19 protein-coding genes are annotated in these 14,723 nt (G+C 68.6%); 4 read left to right on the top strand and 15 right to left on the bottom strand.

Annotated elements, in window-relative coordinates; all coding sequences use genetic code 11:
• Window positions 1-4 precede the first annotated feature (4 nt).
• The 4 genes from BMZ92_RS29150 to BMZ92_RS29135 all read right to left on the bottom strand — a co-directional run bounded on the left by BMZ92_RS29150 (window position 5) and on the right by BMZ92_RS29135 (window position 4,363).
• Window positions 5-1,009, bottom strand: coding sequence for a PrgI family protein (locus tag BMZ92_RS29150; protein WP_091514110.1), 1,005 nt, complete (start codon window positions 1,007-1,009; stop codon window positions 5-7).
• 12 nt (window positions 1,010-1,021) lie between these two features.
• The gene (locus BMZ92_RS29145; protein ID WP_483860457.1) at window positions 1,022-3,031 is read right to left on the bottom strand and encodes a TrbL/VirB6 family protein; all 2,010 of its coding nucleotides are present in this window, start codon (window positions 3,029-3,031) and stop codon (window positions 1,022-1,024) included.
• 37 nt (window positions 3,032-3,068) lie between these two features.
• Window positions 3,069-3,383 (bottom strand): pilin, encoded by a 315-nt coding sequence (locus BMZ92_RS29140; protein WP_091514042.1) that lies wholly within the window; start codon window positions 3,381-3,383, stop codon window positions 3,069-3,071.
• 146 nt (window positions 3,384-3,529) lie between these two features.
• Entirely contained in the window at window positions 3,530-4,363 is an 834-nt protein-coding gene (locus BMZ92_RS29135; RefSeq protein ID WP_091514039.1) for a sigma-70 RNA polymerase sigma factor region 4 domain-containing protein, read from the bottom strand.
• Between the two features lie 249 nt (window positions 4,364-4,612).
• Here BMZ92_RS29135 and BMZ92_RS37050 point away from each other — a divergent pair, with 249 nt between their 5' ends.
• From BMZ92_RS37050 to BMZ92_RS29125, 3 genes are read left to right on the top strand one after another with little or no spacing between them, the layout of a single operon-like run.
• Window positions 4,613-5,311: a hypothetical protein gene (locus BMZ92_RS37050; protein ID WP_143249967.1), complete on the top strand. Its 699-nt coding sequence runs from the start codon at window positions 4,613-4,615 to the stop codon at window positions 5,309-5,311.
• On the top strand, window positions 5,304-6,026 hold the full coding sequence (locus tag BMZ92_RS29130) for a TRM11 family methyltransferase (RefSeq protein ID WP_143249966.1): 723 nt from the start codon (window positions 5,304-5,306) through the stop codon (window positions 6,024-6,026). The genes BMZ92_RS37050 and BMZ92_RS29130 overlap by 8 nt, the downstream gene beginning before the upstream one ends.
• Complete coding sequence (locus tag BMZ92_RS29125) at window positions 6,023-7,369, top strand: DNA cytosine methyltransferase (protein ID WP_091514035.1); 1,347 nt, start codon at window positions 6,023-6,025, stop codon at window positions 7,367-7,369. Before BMZ92_RS29130 ends, BMZ92_RS29125 begins: the two co-directional genes overlap by 4 nt.
• A 96-nt stretch (window positions 7,370-7,465) precedes the next feature.
• Here BMZ92_RS29125 and BMZ92_RS29120 read toward each other — a convergent pair whose 3' ends face one another.
• The 4 genes from BMZ92_RS29120 to BMZ92_RS29105 form a co-directional block, all read right to left on the bottom strand.
• Complete coding sequence (locus BMZ92_RS29120) at window positions 7,466-7,999, bottom strand: class IV adenylate cyclase (RefSeq protein ID WP_091514032.1); 534 nt, start codon at window positions 7,997-7,999, stop codon at window positions 7,466-7,468.
• 33 nt (window positions 8,000-8,032) lie between these two features.
• Window positions 8,033-8,311 carry a hypothetical protein gene (locus tag BMZ92_RS29115; RefSeq protein WP_177228915.1) on the bottom strand — a complete coding sequence of 93 codons (279 nt, stop codon included), beginning with the start codon at window positions 8,309-8,311 and terminating at the stop codon, window positions 8,033-8,035.
• Between the two features lie 206 nt (window positions 8,312-8,517).
• Complete coding sequence (locus BMZ92_RS29110; protein ID WP_245783317.1) at window positions 8,518-9,345, bottom strand: radical SAM protein; 828 nt, start codon at window positions 9,343-9,345, stop codon at window positions 8,518-8,520.
• 36 nt (window positions 9,346-9,381) lie between these two features.
• Window positions 9,382-9,678: a hypothetical protein gene (locus BMZ92_RS29105; protein ID WP_091514030.1), complete on the bottom strand. Its 297-nt coding sequence runs from the start codon at window positions 9,676-9,678 to the stop codon at window positions 9,382-9,384.
• Between the two features lie 474 nt (window positions 9,679-10,152).
• On the opposite strand from BMZ92_RS29105, the gene BMZ92_RS29100 reads away from it, so the two are divergent.
• Window positions 10,153-11,613, top strand: a complete 1,461-nt coding sequence (locus BMZ92_RS29100) for a helix-turn-helix domain-containing protein (protein WP_245783316.1) — start codon at window positions 10,153-10,155, stop codon at window positions 11,611-11,613.
• Here the strand turns inward: BMZ92_RS29100 and BMZ92_RS29095 are convergent.
• The 7 genes from BMZ92_RS29095 to BMZ92_RS37045 all read right to left on the bottom strand — a co-directional run bounded on the left by BMZ92_RS29095 (window position 11,608) and on the right by BMZ92_RS37045 (window position 14,599).
• Window positions 11,608-12,174 carry an NUDIX domain-containing protein gene (locus tag BMZ92_RS29095; RefSeq protein WP_091514028.1) on the bottom strand — a complete coding sequence of 189 codons (567 nt, stop codon included), beginning with the start codon at window positions 12,172-12,174 and terminating at the stop codon, window positions 11,608-11,610. The two genes, BMZ92_RS29100 and BMZ92_RS29095, sit on opposite strands and share 6 nt — an antisense overlap.
• A 60-nt stretch (window positions 12,175-12,234) precedes the next feature.
• Entirely contained in the window at window positions 12,235-12,585 is a 351-nt protein-coding gene (locus BMZ92_RS29090; RefSeq protein ID WP_091514026.1) for a hypothetical protein, read from the bottom strand.
• 207 nt (window positions 12,586-12,792) lie between these two features.
• Window positions 12,793-13,245 (bottom strand): hypothetical protein, encoded by a 453-nt coding sequence (locus BMZ92_RS29085; RefSeq protein ID WP_091514023.1) that lies wholly within the window; start codon window positions 13,243-13,245, stop codon window positions 12,793-12,795.
• Window positions 13,246-13,252: 7 nt separating this feature from the next.
• Window positions 13,253-13,546: a helix-turn-helix domain-containing protein gene (locus BMZ92_RS29080; RefSeq protein ID WP_091514021.1), complete on the bottom strand. Its 294-nt coding sequence runs from the start codon at window positions 13,544-13,546 to the stop codon at window positions 13,253-13,255.
• Window positions 13,543-13,908 (bottom strand): hypothetical protein, encoded by a 366-nt coding sequence (locus BMZ92_RS29075; protein ID WP_091514018.1) that lies wholly within the window; start codon window positions 13,906-13,908, stop codon window positions 13,543-13,545. Before BMZ92_RS29075 ends, BMZ92_RS29080 begins: the two co-directional genes overlap by 4 nt.
• Window positions 13,909-13,914: 6 nt before the next feature.
• Window positions 13,915-14,196 (bottom strand): winged helix-turn-helix domain-containing protein, encoded by a 282-nt coding sequence (locus tag BMZ92_RS29070; protein ID WP_091514016.1) that lies wholly within the window; start codon window positions 14,194-14,196, stop codon window positions 13,915-13,917.
• A 106-nt stretch (window positions 14,197-14,302) separates the two neighbouring features.
• Window positions 14,303-14,599 carry a hypothetical protein gene (locus BMZ92_RS37045; protein ID WP_143249964.1) on the bottom strand — a complete coding sequence of 99 codons (297 nt, stop codon included), beginning with the start codon at window positions 14,597-14,599 and terminating at the stop codon, window positions 14,303-14,305.
• Between the last annotated feature and the right edge of the window lie 124 nt (window positions 14,600-14,723).

The following is a 14,723-nucleotide window of genomic DNA, read 5'->3' as shown; positions in this document are numbered from 1 at the left end:
TTCCTCAACCCCTTTCGGGCTCCCAGGGCAGATCCGGCGCAGTGGTGATCACGTCATCGGCTCCTGCAAGGCCGGCGGTGGGGTTCAGCAACCTGTCGGGGTCGCAGGCCGCGGCGAGCACCGCCGTCGCCTGGCCCGCGTCGAGCACGGTGACCGCGACGCCGGCTCCCGACAGCAACTCGGTGGCCTCGTTCACGCGGCGGACAAGCCGTTGCGCAGCGGACCTGCGAGCAGCGTCGCTGATCGCGGCCGGCTTGCGCCGAGGCCGTGTCATGGCGTCGACCTGGAGGGGTTCCCGGACAACGAGCAGGATCTGTCGTCGCAGGAGGTCGGCCTGCTCCCCGAGCTGGGACAGGAACCGCGCATGGTCGCGGGCGGCTTGCTCCAGCGCGGGATGCGGGAGGGTAGGCGCGCGCTGCTCGAGGTTGTCGATCTGCTCGGACAGGTCGAGACGCGCTGCTCGGACGAGGACCTGCACGGGCGCTGCCAAGGAGTCGAGGTAGCGGGCGAAGGCCGCCACCAGTGCCTCTTGCTCAGCGGGCGTCCGCAACGCGAAGTTCACCGTCGAACAGACAGCGATCAAGGCCGCGCCGTCGGACCCCAGGTCGACGATGCCCGTCTCACCGATTCCGGTGGCCGGCAGGTCGAGGCCACCGGTGGCGACCTGCGCGGTCTCGCCCGCGGCGTCGGCCAACCACTCCGGCACCGCCTGGGGCGGTCCTTCGGTGACCCGGCGGCGGGGGCTGAGCCGTTGCCGGACGGCTGCCAGCAGGAGCCGGTCCAGCGGCAGCCCATCGCGTTGCAGGACGACCACGGCGATGACCGCGATGCCGACCGGGACGGCGACGACGAGGTACGCCACGGTGGGAAGGAAGCTCTTCGTCACGAGCCACCCGCCGTAGAGCACGAGCCCGGCCACGGCGAGCACCGCGACCTGGCGGGCCGTGAAGTTGGCGAGGATGTGGTCGTCGCGGTCGACGTCCGACGGAATCCTTACGGGGTGGGTCATGGTCACGGGTCCTCAGGAAGCGTCGTCTGGGCGAGTGCTCGGCCGGGGCGGGTTGAGCTTTGGCAGGTTGAGTGGGGCCGCGACGCGACGGAGCGGCAGCGCGGAGCGAGTGGGCTTCCCGCGCTCGTTGAACAAGGCGGGCTGTCGGGGCGCTACATGCGGGCGGCGGCGTTCTTCGGTGGCCCGAGTCTGCGGCGGCGACTTCGGCTGTCGCAGGGTGAGCGGCAGCATGCCCGGTTCCGGAGGGATCAACGGGCGATCCAGCCGCTGCGGAGGACGAGCCGAGGGATTGATCCGCCCGTTCCGCAGCAGGAGGCCCGGGTCGCGAGGGGACGTGGACGGGCGCCGAGGCTGGGCCAGGTCGTCCGCCAACGAGCGTCGTCCGGGGTTCGCGCGGTAGGGACGCGTCGGGAGGTTCGGGCGCAGGGTGAGGGGGAGCATGCCTGGTTCCGGCGGGATGAGCGCCCCCTCGACGCGGCGCGGCGGCCGGGCGTCCTTGTTGATCCCACCCCGTCGCCCGAACAGTGCGGGGTCACGCGGGTCAGCCGGTCGCTGATACGGCATGACCCGGTTCGGATCGTTCAGCTTGTCCGCGAGTGAACGTCGGGATGGCGAGACCGGCTGGGTGGGGCGACGCAGGCGCAGGGGCAGGGGCAGGGGCAGCATGCCCGGCTCGGGGCGAATCCAGCGGTCGGCCCGCTGTTGCCGCCATCGTCGTGCTGCCGCGACTGGACGAGTCCAAGGCGCGGACGAGCTTTGCGCATCAGCCGGTCCCTTTCCGTGACCGTGCCGGGAGGTGCCTGTCTGTGGGGTCCCGCTCTTCAGCAGGCCGAAAGTCTTGTACGCGAGCCAGGTCCGGGCAACCGATCCGACCAGGGAACGACCGTTGCTGACCCGCAGGGAGGACAGGAGCCAGAACGGGATCTTGTAGAGGATGTACAGGATCGCCAGCGCGATCAGCAGGTTGACCAAGCCGCTGACGGTGGGGCCGAAGATGGTGAAGCCGCCGGGGGCCAGGAACACGCGCAAGGCGGTGATCAAGGTCAGGGACTGGACCACCTGGATCGCCAGGCAGGCGCCCACCGCCTTCCACCAGGTTCTGGCGATTCCCTCGGTCTGCGGCAGGGCGTGGAACATCAGCGCCAGTGGTGCTCCGGCGACCAGGAGCAAGGTCAACGCGACCCGCACGATGTAGGACACCAGCAACGCGACGAGCACTCCGACGAGGGCGATGCCGATGAAAATGACGAAGAACCCGCCGTTGAGCGGACTCACGATGAGGTTCTTCAGAGTCTCACCCGCATCGGATTCGACGCCGTCGGCCACTACCGCCTTCGCCAATGCGTTGGCCATGTCAATGGCCTTGGTGCAAACCCACAGGGACAGTGCGCCGGCCAGGAATCCGACGACAATTCGCGGCGCGATTTCCTTCACCGATGTTCGGGTCTGGAGTGTTTCGTACCCCATGAGCAGAATGCCCGCGATCAGCACCAGCATCCCGTAGACCGCGAGAAGGATCTCCCACGAGGAATTCCACAGCTCGCCGATTCTGGGTAGCTGATCGGGTGTCGGGGTGGTCAGCAGAGTCTTGGACAGCAGGTCCAAGAGCGGGTTCAAGGCGTCAATGACCACGCCTCGAAAGAAGGACGTCAACAGGTTGTTCAGACACCCGGGCCACGAGGACGGGCTCCACAGACTGCAGTCGCTGTCCCCGGAGGTTCCGTTGTCCGGAGCTGGGCCGTTGGTTTGCGGCGGCGGGGTCGCCGAGGGTTGCGGAATACACCCCTCGCCGACGCAACCGGACGGCGGGGCCGTCGGTTTACTCGGCAGATGGCAGAACGAGACCGGCGAGTCCGGCGGGCACGGGTCCGGCGTGGGAGTGGGCGTCAGGACCGGCGGCGAGGCCGGCGCGCAGGCGAGTGGCGGGTTCGGTCCGATGCAGGGGTTCGGCGGTGCTGGCTGAGCCCGCGCAGTCACCGCGGCCACGATGCCGAGCACGACCACCAGGCTCACGAGCAGCATCGTCACGATGCCGCGGCGACCGGGACGAGGTGCCATCTCAGGCCCCCACCAGCTGCTGGAGGATCGTCACGACGACGGGTGCGAGTGCGGCGAGCCCGTAGCCGATGCCCGCGTTCTTGAAGGCGTCCTTGGCCTTCTGCACTTCGCCCGGGTCGCCGCTGGCCATGAGGTAACGGACGCCGCCGATGGTGAGGAACACGGTGGCTATCAGCGCGAGGATGCCCATGAGCCAGTTGCGGATGTTCGTCAGTACGGTGTTGACGTCTGCGGCCAGAGCGAGCACCTGAGCCGGGTCGGCGAACGCCGTGGAGCTCGTGACGACCAGCGTGGCGAGTACGAGTTCCGCGACCATCGCGGACCGGCGGACGATCCGGGGGCGACCTTGCTCCGAGGCGTCGCGACGGGGTGAACGGCGCACGGGAACCTCCTGGCGGTCGAGTGGCGAGCACCACGCGGGTGGCTCACCCGCAACGAAGAAGTCCTGATCGGGTGGCTCGATCAGACCGGCCGCCGTCGTTGTTTCCTGGCGAAGTCGGGGAGCGGGGGATTGGTGACGGCGGCGGTCGCGGTCGGATCGGTCTGATCCGGCTGTTCGCTCGTCTCCGCCAGCCAGATCGCGAGCCGCCGCTCGGCCCGGTGCCGGCCGCGCTGAACCTGGGCGTAGGAGAGGTTGTAGGCGGCAGCCCACTCGGAAAGGGAGACGCCCTGGAGGCGGGTCTCGCCGATCAACTCCGCTTCGGCAGGCCTAAGGACACCCGCTTCGACGGCTCGGGCCAGCACCAGGTCCGGGTGCCCGAACGGCGGCTTGGGCTCGCGCGACCGGAAACCCGGCGGTAGTGGCACCGGGCCGTCCATCGCTTCGAGGAGGGCACGGTGCCCGGCTCGGTAGGTCGCCCAGCGGAGCCGCACCATGATCCGGCCCTGATCCAGGTCGACCGTGGAGAGCGCGTCGAGGAAGCCGCGCAGGACCTCGCCGCAGATGTCGTTCGGGTCGCCGGCGTAGTCGGCGGTCAACCGCATGGATACGTTCGCCAGCATGGGCAGCGCCAGTCCTACGGCGGCCACCGTCCACGTGCCCTTCCGCAATCGGGACTTGATGATCACGTGCGACCACACCTGGTCCCAGACCGCACGGGGGCAGCTCTTGTTCAGCAGCAAGTCCCGCAGCTCGTCGACGGGGATGTCGCGGTCCGGCAAGTGATCGAACAACCGCCCGTCCACGGTGACCGGATGGGGGCCGGCGGTCAGCCAGGCGAAGGCCGCTCCCGCAGCGGCCATCGGTGTGCCCGCCCACTGGTCATCGCGGATGGCGGGCGCCTTGTGATTGGGCATGGGGTGACTCCTTCACGATCGACGGCACGGCCGCCCTCGAGAAGGCCAGACACCGGCTAACCCACCGCACGCTCATGGCACGCCCCGTGCTTACGGGTGGCGCCGCAGGACCGCCCTGAAGATCGATTCATGAGGGCTCGTGCTGGTCGGGCTGGCTGGCCGCAACGGGTCCTGAAGTGCAGATTTAGTGGCTTCTTAGCGCCGCGTTGTGCCGGGCTGGCGGGCGCGCGGAGCGCAAGGGAAAAGATCTTGACGAGTTTTGCGGAGAGCGCCTTGACGTCCTCCGCGCTGCGACGTCGGGTCTGTCTGATCGCGACGCGGTTCCCGGACTTCTTGCGCGTCCTCGTCCCTTCCGACAGCGCCCGGGAGTTCGCCGTGCGACCCACTGATACGCCATCCCCGTACCCCAGCAAGCGAACCCGCTCGCGCGCGATGGTGCGATCCTGTCCCGTCGCCGCTCCGCTGCGTCCCGCCGACGCCACTGCGGCCGCCGTCCGCGCCGTCGTCACCAGCTACAGCAATCCCGGTGACCGCATCCTGCTGACCATCTCCGTCGCCGACAGCCGGGTAGCTGAAACCGTGTTCCGGCTCGGACGCCGAGCCACGACGCCGTCTCGACGAGGAGCGCTCGCCACCGCGGCTGCCGCCGACCGGTTCGACCTCATCATCGGCGACCGTTCGACGGTCTTGGACTGGGCCGATTACCTCGCCCGAACCGGGAGACTGGTCGTCCTCGCTGGCCCAGGTCATCACCCAGGCGCTTCGGGAGGGCGGCCGTTCGCTACCGGGTCGGGTCTCGTCCTGGTCGATCGGCTGGTCCTGGTGCACCTGGCGCCGAGTCCCGCGCCTCCCCGAGGCCGAGGCCGCCTCCGTGTCGTCCTCGGCAGCCATCGCCGCATCCACACCGACGCCCTGATCTTCCGGCCGGCAGGGGGCAGCCGTGCCTGACTCGTTCACGCGGGCCGGAAGCGTGTGGGACACGGGGGCACTCACCGTGCGGCAGCAGCTGAAAGACCGCTACCTCGGTGTCACGATCGCGGACACCTCAGCGCTCACACCCGCCGTCGCCCGCTGGATCATCGCCACCTACACCCGCGCCGGCGACACGGTTCTCGATCCCCAGCCGGGGGCCGGGGTCGCACTGTGCGAAGCACTCCGAGCGCGCCGCCACGCCGTCGGCATCCGACCTGGCTACCGCTGGCAGACCACCTGCGAAGCGAACCTCACGCTCGCCCGCCGGGCTGGCGCAAACTCCAACCACACCCTGCTCGACCACCCCGGTGACACTCGAGTCGCCGAGCTCCCGGCCGCGGTCGACCTCGTCCTTACCAGCCTGCGCCATACACCAGCCGCAGACCCGTCCCGGGCGGTGAGCCGCCTGCAGGGCGCCCTCACACCTGTCGCGAACTGGGTGTGGCCCGGCGGACACGTCGTGATCACCTGCCGCCCCTGGCGACAACGAGACGAACTCGTCGACCTTGCGGGGCGGATCGAGCAGGTCGCCCAGGCATGTGGGCTCGTCCCGGTCGACCAGTGCGTCGCGCTCACCAAACCTCTGCGGACTGCCGCAACGCATCTCGATGTTCTCGTGTTCGCCGCACCAACCGCTGCTGTTCGCAGCGCGGCAGAACCCGCTCCCTCGCAATTGGCGATGGCTGTATGAATGACGCCATCGTTCCGCGAATCGGATCCCTCTGCACTGGTTATGGCGGCCTCGACCTCGCCGTCCTCGCCGCACTGGACGCAGGGGAAATCGTATGGGTCGCGGAAAACGAACCCTACGTTGCAGATCTGCTCGCTGCTCGAGTTTCCGCTCCGAATCTGGGGGACATCACTGCCGTCGACTGGCGCGAGGTGCCGCGCGTTGATGTCATCACCGCCGGTTTCCCATGCCAGGACATTTCCACTGCAGGTAAACGAGTGGGAATAAGGAAGGGTAACCGAAGTGGACTGTTCTACCATGTCCTGGACGCCATTCGCGTTCTACGACCGGCTCTCGTCGTGTTGGAGAACGTGGCCGCACTCCGGTGGAAGAACGGCGGGTTCGACAAGGTTCTCGGCCACCTGGCCGAAGCAGGGTATGACACGCAATGGACAAGCCTTCGCGCCGGTGACATCGGCGCGCCCCACCGCCGGGAAAGGCTTTTCGTACTTGCCCACGCCCGTAGCAGCCGACGCCTCCCGGACTGGCTACGCACCGGCTCGTCGCCGAGCCGGGAATCAGGAAGTCGACCTCTGCGACGCGGTAACTCTGTTCCGCACTCCGACCAGTTCGGATGCCGATCACACCGGCTGCGATCCTGTCCGGCGGAAGGCGCGAGGTCGCCAGGTGAACCTGCGCGACGAGGCCACACTCTTCCCGACGCCGACCGCCAGCAGAGCGGGCAGCAACGGCTCGCCGGGTGGACCACGCAGGCCATCCCTCGACACGCTGGCTCGGCGTTGGCTGCCCACCCTGACGGTGGCGGAAGCGATGCAGGAGCCGCCGAACGGGCCGAGTTCGAGCGGGACGCCCGGTCTCACCGCAACAGCGAACAACCTGCTGCCGACACCACTGGCCTGCGGCAACCGCAAGAGCCGGGACGCAATTCTGCGAACGCACTGCGGGCCGGGTCTGGAACAGGCCGTCGAGATGATCCTGGGCACGATGCCGCGGGAGCTGACGACCTGGACCGAAGCACCCCGATCATGGACTGGGGCGACTACACCACCGCCATCCGTCGATGGGAACTGATCCTCGGCCGCCCAGCCCCGCCACCGACCGAACTTGGCCGCACCGGCCGACCCCGGCTGTCGCCACGATTCGTCGAATGGATGATGGGCCTCCCCGATGGCTTCGTCACCGACCCGGCCCTGGGACTGCCGCGGAACGCCCAGCTTCGAGCGCTGGGCAACGGCGTCGTGCCTCAGCAAGCCGCCCACGCCATCACTCTGCTGATCGACGAGTGGGTCCGTCACTTGGAGTTCGCCCGTGAGGCCAGCGGTCCGACCGAGACTGCTGCGTGAAGTCCGCCGCGCTCAACCTGTTCATCGCAAGGCCGACAAGACAGTCTTATTGCTTACAGGCGCCGCGACGTCGGATCGGCTCCGAGCAGGTGTGTGTCAGAACCGGAGTTCGGGCAAGGAACCTAGATCTATGCCGTACCGCGCGTAGACCTTGATGGTGTTCTCGGCCGTCAGCTGATCTTCGTCGTAGCCGAGCAGTGCGATCGTCCGGACGACCTCTGCGGCGCTGTCGGCTTCGATCTCCAGGTAGGGCGGGATGCGGGGCCACTCGTCGATCTCGAGTCGGGCGCCGTCGAGGTGGAAGCTGGTGCGGCGGTTTTCCTGGTATGACTTGGGGTGGAAGCCGAGGAGGCCGAGGAGTTCGTTGGTGGCAGCGAAGTCGTCGACGGTGACTTCGACTTCGTGGGTGCCGTCGATGGCGTCGCTGCGGATCTCCTTGACGCACAGCGTGATCTCGGTGCCGGTGTCCCGCAGCCGGATCCACTTGGACTGGTCGCCGGGGGTGATGTCGTAGACGTAGCGGCGCATCAGCCGGGTGGGGCTGACCTGCTGGCCGCCCTTGCTGAGGATGAGCGCGGTGGTGGCGGCCGGGTCGATGTCGAGGACTTTGGCTTCGTGCTCGATGGGCACTGCTCGTTCTCCCTTGTCGTGTCGGGCTCGAGGCTAGCGGCTGCTCGTGGTCAGCTGGTCGTGCTCTTGCTGCCGTAGCTGGCGGATTTCTTCGGGCAGGCCGGAGCGGAGGAAGTCGTCCAGGGGCCGGCAGAGGTCCATGCGTTGGATGCAGACGCCGACCTGGTAGTCGCCGCGGCGGTCGCGGTAGAGGCGGACGCCGTAGAAGCCTTCGTGGCAGTCGGTGTCGTTGTTGAACCGGCAGCCGGCGCAGGTGGCGGGGAGGCGAACGCGGCGGATCTGCTTGAAGTACACCCGGCGCCCGTCGGGCAATACCGCTAAGTTTAGGCGAGTTTCCGCAGCTCAGAGGCGTTTGGAGGCGTCGCCCACAGAGCGGTCACACCCCGACAGAACAGTTGCCTCAATTGAAGATTCCCCTCAACCGCAACGGCGACTGTCTCAAGTGGAGAACCGCCTAACCGGCGGGAACGACTGAACAGAGCCTCCGGTAACGCCCTGACCAGGTAAAACGTACTAACTTAGCGGTATTGCCCGTCGGGGAGGCGGTAGGCGGTGCGGGAACCCGAGACGCCCGCGGTGAGGTAGCGGGCTTCCGGCACGGCGCCCCGTTCGGCCAGTGCTTGCTCGATGGCTTGGATCGAGGCGTGGCCGTGGTCGAGGGAGTTGAGCAGGCGCACGGACAGCCGTGGGGAGTACTCGTCCAGGAGCCGGTGGACTCGGGCGATGTGGCCGTGGTCGGGCACGACAAGGTTGGCGTTGACCCCGATGCCGGCCGCGATCGCCGCCTCGATTGAGCTTTTGAGGGCGTCGAGTTTGCGGGTGGCGCGGCCCGGGTGGCGGTAGCGCTCGTGCTGGACCGCCGCGAGTTCGTCCGGGGTGGTGCCGAACACGGAGAAGTTGATCCGCTCGAGGCCGGCCTTGGCGCAGCGGTCCATCTGCTCGGCGCCACGCTCGCCGTTGGAGGTCATGCGAACCGAGTAGCCCGCGTCTCGGGCCAGGGCCACCAACCGAGGCAGGCCGGTGTGCAGGGTGGGCTCCCCGCCGGTCAGGTGGAGTTCAGTGACGTCAAGGGCTTGGCGCAGGGCGACGAGGGCGTCGTGGAAGTCGGTGTCCGGCAGCACGGGGGCGGGCAGAAAGCTGGCTCCGTTGGTAGCGGTGTAGATCGAGACCCGACCGGTGCGGCCGGAACCCGCGAAGCTGCCGGCCTCACGCCCGAGGTTGTCCGCCGTGACTGGTGTTCCCTCGTTGTGGCAGAAAGTGCAGGTCATGCCGCAGGCATCGATGATTTTGACGCGGAGCGTGCGATCGCGGTCGACGTGGACCGGTAAGGCGGCGGTGGCCGTCACGAAGTCCTCCTTCTTCGAACTCAGGACAGGCAGGGGCTAGAGGTTGCGCAGGCCTTGTAAGACGCGGGCCAGGAGGTCCGGGTCAGGCCGCCGGGGTACCGCGACGGTGGCGAACTGGTCCGTGGGCTCGCCGTCCGGGAAGCAGGTGGAGCACCAGGCGCGGCCAGGCTGGGGTCGGGCGGGCACGCAGGCCTTGCCGCAGTCCGCGGCGCCGTAGGTGCGCCCGCCAGCCTTGAACCGGCCGGCGTTTTCCGGCCGAACCCGGTGCAGCTCGTCGTTCCACAGACCCGGCCACAGCTCCGGGGATGCCTGCCGTTGGGCGGGGACGGTCATTGATCCGGACGGTCATGATTCGGCCAGTCCAGGACGCGGGTGAGGAACAGTTCGTCGACGAAGATGCCGCGCTGTGCCCGGTGGCGCAGAGTCTAGGACACGTAGGACATCGGGCTGACGGCGGCAACTTCTGTGGCGAGCCGTGTGGCCAGTGACATCGGGATCTCCGTTTCTGGAAACACGAGGTGCGCAGCGCAGGCGCTGACCGAGGGCGCGCCGCCGAGGACCAGGAGAGGACGGCCCGTCAGCGTGATTCGCCGGCCTGCCTTAGGGGTGAGACGTAGCTTGCGGAGGGGTGGCGTAAGAGCCAATCGCAGCGCCCCATATCGGCGGTCGCGATATTGCTCCGGGCGATATTGGCAGGTCACGCGGCTTGCTCACCCGGTGTAAGCTGATCCGCACCATCAGCGAGGAGAACCGCAGATGCCCAGTCCATTGCCGCCTCGCCGCGCTCGGTGTGCGTCATGTGGGGCGGTGCTGGCAGCGGATAACCGGACCGACCGGTGCGAGGCGTGCGCCCGCAGCAGCCGCCTGCTGGAACCCCCAGCGCCTCCGGAGAATTTCTTCCAGCAGCCGGAGGTCCGGGCCGCGCTGGAGACGCGTCACTTTGGTCGGTTGCTCCGGCTGTACCGCCGGGCGCACCGGCCCGCCATCACGCAGGTCACCCTGGCCGGATGGCTCGACATCACCCAGGGGTGGTTGAGCGAGATCGAGCGTTCAGCCCGGCCGGTCACCGACTTGGCCAATCTCGAGCGCTGGGCGGCGATCTTGCACTTCCCCGAGGAGCACCTGTGGTTCTCCTTGCCGGAGCATCGGACAGAGCGATACGCCGGGCCGGAGACCGGTTCTACGCTGCCGCCGACCGCCCAGGCGACGGGAGACGACGTGCAGCGACGGCAGGTGCTCAAGACCGCGGGAGTCGGTGCTCTCACGGCCGGGAGCGCGCTGTGGCTTGGACCCGCCGCAGGGGCAGCTGCGGTTGCCAGCCGACCTGACGAGGGCTCGGTGGCGGACATCCGCCGGGCCACCGCCGCCTTCCGGCAGGCCGACAACCGCTACGGCGGTGGGCACAGTCGCAGCGCGTTGGACCGGTATCTACGGGAGACGGTGGAACCGCGCTTGAGGAGCGCCGGCAACGTAGGGTCCGCCCGCACGGAGCTGTTCAAAGCAGCCGCGGAGCTGCGCCAGCTCGCCGGGTGGATGGCCTACGACGTCGGCCAAGCCGGCGAAGGGCGGCGCCATCTGCGGGCGGCGCTGAGTTTGGCAGAGGAGGCCGGGGACGACGCCCTGGCGACCGAGGTTCTGGCGGCCATGAGTCATCACGCGGCTTTCCGGGGGATGGTGCCGGAGGCCGGGGGAGTGGTGATGCAGGAGGCGGCCGAGACAGCGGTGGATCTCGCTCTGGCCGCCCGGAGCTCGGCCAAGCGGGCGGGGTTGCCGGCGCTGGGGGCCGAGGTGGCGGTGATGGAGGCGCACGGGTTGGCCCTGCAGGGCGACCACCGCGGTTGCCTGGACGCGCTGCACCGCGCGGAAGCCGCGTTCGAGCGGGCCAACCCGGACAACACGCCGTCGTGGCTGAGCTACTTCGATGGCTCGTACCTGGCGGCCAAGTTCGCCCACGCCTTCCAGGGACTGGGGCGGCCGCAGGAGACCGAGCGGTACGCCCGCCGGTCCTTGGACATGAGCGAGGGCTACCAGCGGGGCAAGCTGTTCAACACCGCGCTGCTGGCCGGCGCCTTGGCCGACCAGCGCCGCGTCGACGAGGCCTGCGCGGCGGGACGAGAAGCTGTGCGGATGGCCGGCAGCGTCCGGTCGGTGCGGGCGGTCGCCTACCTCGGCGACATGGGTCGGCGGTTGGCGCCGTTCTCCACGGGCGAGGTCCAGGCGCTGTACCGGGAGCTCGACGACATCGGGGTGCCGACGCCGCGGCTATGACCGCTCGGGCGGAAAGGCCAGGACGTGAAGGAGGCCGACCTGCGAGGACGCGCCGACGATCTCCCCCTTCGCGATCCGTTCCCGAACCGACGCCAGCGGAACCCACGCCACCCGTTCAGCCTCGTTGATGTCGACGGCGTCGCCGATGTACTCCGCGCCCCGGGACAGAAACAGCAGGGTCTCCGCGTCAGCACTGCCGACCGTGGGCTGGAGCGACACGAGCGGCTCGACGGTGCGGGGCCGCCAGCCGGTCTCTTCTTCGACCTCACGGGCAGCGGTCACGCCGGGCTCCTCACCGGGGTCGACGTAGCCGCCAGGCAGTTCCCAGACCCACCGGTCGATGATGAAGCGGTGCCGCCACATCATCAGGACGTTCTCGAGCGCGTCGTCGAGCACCACCATGATGGCGGACTTCGGCATCCGCAGGACGTACTGCTCGAAGCGCACCCCGTCCGGCAACTCGACTGAGGCGATGCTGAGCTTGAGCCGACGGGTGTCGTCGATGACCCGTTCGCCGTGGATCGTCCACTTCGTCTGCTCGTTGGTGCGCTCTGGATCCATGAGGCGAACTTACCGTGAGCACGATGACGAGACGTTGTCGTTCCCGCAGAGGCGGCGGCGTTACGTGGGTGGAAGTGGATGAGCGGCCTGTTGGGCGGCCCGGAGTTCAAAGTACAGCCGTCCGCGCTCGCCCCAGTAATGCCGAAGGTCGCGCGTGCTGAACCAGCCGGCGGTGGCCTGGCGGGTTTCGGGGGTCGGGGTGATGTAGGCCCAGCCGTCCTCACCCTGACACGAGCTGATCGTTTCGCACACCGCCCACAGCTCCGGCAGGAGGCCGGCCAGTCCGGCGTCGACGCAGGCGGCCTGCCCGTGCGCCGTGATGTGGCGTTGGGGGTGCTGGGCGTGGAGCAGGCCGCTGTTGCGTTTTTGGCAGGCTGGGCAGAGGGCGAAGGGACCGAGGCGGCTCGTCACGGCGTTACCTCCGGCTTTTGCTTGTGGGCTCGAAACTCCCGGCCGACGCCCTCAAGCGCCGGGCCGGGAGCGGTGCGGGCGCAGCTCGGGTGTGGTCGTTCCGGGTGAGCTGACCCGGGTATGAGCATGGCGGCCCGCTGAAGAAGGCTGTTCCCGGGACGCTCCGTGGCGCGCCCAGCCGAGCAGGGCCGTGCCCCGGTCGGTCCCTCAGACATACGTGCTGGGCACGATGTTGAAGAGCGCGGTGAGATTGGCGAAGGCCGAGAGGGTGGTATCCAGCGCCGCTACGACGGCGAGGTACTGGCGGTCCTCCTGCTGGAGCGCGGGGGTGGCCTCGTCGAGGGCGGCTCGGGTGGCGGTGAGTTGGTCGGTCTGGGTGGAGATGAGTTCGGATACTCGGGGGAGAAGTGGCTGGTCGGTCCGGCCCTTGGCCGCGATCGCTGCGGTGGCGACGGCGGCCTCGAGGTCCGGGCGGTAGAGATCGACCTCGCTGAGGACGGCGAGGCCCATTTCCAGGAGGTAGACCCCAAGATCCAGTAGCTCGCGTTCCCTGATCTTGCCCAGGTCTCGCACGCTCGTCAGGGGCCGGAGGGTCTTGTCGAGTTGTTCGTCGAGGTGCTCTCGTAGCCGTTGGTGCGGGCTCCCCACGTCCTCGTTCACGGAAGGCTCAGTCCTCTCTGGCCTCGGGTGCGGGTGGTTGCCGCCGCGGGAGGCGCCGCAGCCCTAGGCCCCGAACGAGTTCGCTGGAGTCCAGCTCCAGGGCGGTGGCGACGAGAACCAGCTTCTCGACGGGCCCGGACTTGAGGCCGCGTTCCAGGAGCCACACCTGGGGCGACCACACGTCGGAGCGCTGGGCCAGCTGACGGCGGCTCAGGCCCAGGGCCTTACGGCGTTGGTGCACGCGGTGGCCGAGTTCGCGCAGGGCTGGCCGTGCATGCCAATACCGGAGCAGCTGGCTCATGCGAGGCCTTCCTTGTCGTCCGGTTCGGGAACGTGGCTTCGTTCGGTAATGACGGTGAGCGTCAGTGGGCCGAGGCGGAGTAGCCGCACGCGGCGGTGCGGTAGGTCTGGTGGGGTGGCGGGCCGGTCGAGGGTGGCCGCGACGACGCCCATTAAGGCGTTGTCCAGCTCGGCCAGGTCAAGATCAGGGGCATGGGAGAGTAGGTCGACCGATAGCTCCAGGAGGCGACGGCCGACGACGACGAGGTCGTCGAGGGCGCGCTCGTTGTGCCGGTGTCGGAGGAGGTCGGCGGTCGCCGCCTCGACGGCCTGGTCGATGCGCCGGAGTCGGGTGTTGAGGTTGTGGTGGGCAGCGTCGTTCACGGCGGTTCAGACCTCTTTGTCAGCTGTAGGGAGTTGGGGCCAGATCCGCCGGTCGGCGACGTAGGTTCCTTTGCTGCGCACGGTGATGACCAGCCCGCGGAAGCGCAGGAGCCGGGTGGCGTGGCGGGCGGTGCCGAGGGAGACACCGTACTCGGAGGCCAGCCGCCGTTCCGATGGCAAGGCGGTGTTCGGTGCCAGCTCGCCGGAGGTGATGCGGGCGGCCAGGTGCGCCGCCACGTGTTCGTAGAGGTAGCCCGGCGGCACGTCCTCAGGGTTGAAGTCGGTCATGACTCGCTCGCTGGTGGCGGGTTCTGACGGTCGGGGGCGCGGGTCGGCCAGCACTAGCCGAGGCTTCACAGTCCGAAGTAGACGAACGCTCACAGCCCGCCCCGTCTCATGGGGTGTCATGGCTTCCCTTACCTGACTCGGGAGCGTCCACGGACACGGGACCCGTGGTCTCCTGGTGGTCGGCCAGTTCCTGGACGTCGGCGGCGAACTCGTGCAGCTGGTCGCCGAACAGCAGCAGCTCACTCGCGAGCCGGCGATGCTGGTTGCCCAGCTCGGTTACGCGCGTGGCGACCTGGTGCAGCCGAGCTACCAGCGCAACGGCCTGTTCCAGCAGGGCGGCCGGGTCAGGAGGTGGTGGTTGCTCGTTGGTGGCCCCGGATTGTTCGCGAACTCGGACGGTCATCGCGTGGGCACCCGGCGCACGTGCGGGTACGGCGGAACAGTTCGGAATGCTGGCGTACTCATAGCTTTCTCCTGCAGACTTTGAGCTCTGGACCAGCGGAGCGGTCCTGAGCAGGAGCGTATGG

Origin of the sequence: Amycolatopsis sacchari (assembly GCF_900114035.1) — a bacterium.
Classification (GTDB): Bacteria; Actinomycetota; Actinomycetes; order Mycobacteriales; family Pseudonocardiaceae; genus Amycolatopsis_E; species Amycolatopsis_E sacchari.
This window is presented reverse-complemented; position numbering and strand designations above follow the sequence as displayed.